Source organism: Streptomyces sp. NPDC006265 (assembly GCF_040613555.1).
GTDB lineage: Bacteria > Actinomycetota > Actinomycetes > Streptomycetales > Streptomycetaceae > Streptomyces.
Genome location: NZ_JBEXSH010001425.1, coordinates 1 through 1350, shown reverse-complemented (window position 1 = coordinate 1350; position 1350 = coordinate 1). Strand labels below are relative to the sequence as shown.

Below are 1350 nucleotides of genomic sequence, written 5' to 3'. Positions count from 1 at the left end.
GGCCTCGGCCAACGCGGCGAGGGGGGCCGCGTCGCCGTCGACCGAGAAGACCGTGTCGGACACGGCGATGGCCGTGCCCTCGTGGGTGGCCAGCGCCTTGCGCACGGCGTCCGGATCGGCGTGCGCCACGACCTGGGTGGTACCGCGGGCGAGCCGGCAGCCGTCGATGAGCGAGGCGTGGTTGCCCGCGTCGGAGACGATCAGGGAGCCGTGCGGGGCCAGCGCGGTGACCGCCGCGAGGTTGGCGGCGTACCCGGAGGAGAAGACGAGAGCCGCCTCGAAGCCGCAGAAATCGGCCAGTTCCCGTTCGAGTTCGGCGTGCAGTTCGGTCGTTCCGGTGACGAGCCGGGAGCCCGTCGCGCCGCCGCCCCAGGTCCGCGCGGCCCGGGCCGCGCCCTCAGTGATCTCGGGGTGGCGGGCCAGCCCGAGGTAGTCGTTGCTCGCCAGGTCCAGGAGCGGCGAATCGGCCGGACGGGGGCGCAGAGTCCGCACGAGTCCGGCGCGGGCACGCAGCTCCGCCTGCTCGTCGATCCAGCCGAACGCCATGGGTGTTCCTCCGGGGAATTTGTAGGCAGTGCACAGACACTAGCGGGACCACCAGCAGGTCACTGTGTGGCAATACCCACACCTCGAAGCGACTCTGTTGTGCGAACTCTCCTTTGCCCCGGGCACCTCCTTAGGACAGGATCGGCTTCCATGGACCTGCTGAACACGCTGGTGGACAAGGGGCTTCGGCGCGAGCTGCCGACCCGCGACGAGGCTCTGGCCGTCCTCGCGACATCCGACGACGACCTGCTCGATGTGGTGGCCGCGGCCGGAAAGGTGCGCCGGCACTGGTTCGGGCGACGGGTGAAACTGAACTATCTCGTCAACCTCAAGTCCGGCCTGTGCCCCGAGGACTGCTCGTACTGTTCGCAGCGGCTCGGCTCGACGGCCGGGATCCTGAAGTACACCTGGCTGAAGCCCGACCAGGCGTCCGACGCGGCGGCGGCCGGTGTGGCCGGAGGGGCCAAGCGGGTGTGCCTGGTGGCGAGCGGGCGCGGCCCGACCGACCGGGACGTGGACCGGGTCTCCGAGACGATCAGGACGATCAAGGACAACAACGAGGGCGTCGAGGTCTGCGCCTGCCTGGGGCTGCTCTCCGACGGTCAGGCCGAGCGGCTGCGCGAGGCCGGCGCCGACGCCTACAACCACAACCTCAACACGTCCGAGGCGACGTACGGGGAGATCACCACCACGCACACCTACGAGGACCGCGTCGACACCGTGCAGAAGGCGCACGGGGCCGGTCTGTCCGCCTGCTCCGGGCTGATCGCCGGCATGGGCGAGACGGACGAGGACCTCGTGGAC

At 70.5% G+C, this 1350-nt stretch carries 2 protein-coding genes; one reads left to right on the top strand and one right to left on the bottom strand.

The features are described 5' to 3' along the window. Positions 1-546, bottom strand: a 546-nt coding sequence (locus tag ABZ281_RS49475) for an aminotransferase class I/II-fold pyridoxal phosphate-dependent enzyme (protein ID WP_356665415.1), incomplete at its 3' end; no start/stop codon positions are given. 150 nt (positions 547-696) lie between these two features. Between ABZ281_RS49475 and bioB the strand changes: the two genes are divergently transcribed. After that, on the top strand, positions 697-1350 hold a 654-nt coding region (bioB, locus tag ABZ281_RS49470), incomplete at its 3' end, for a biotin synthase BioB (protein WP_356665413.1).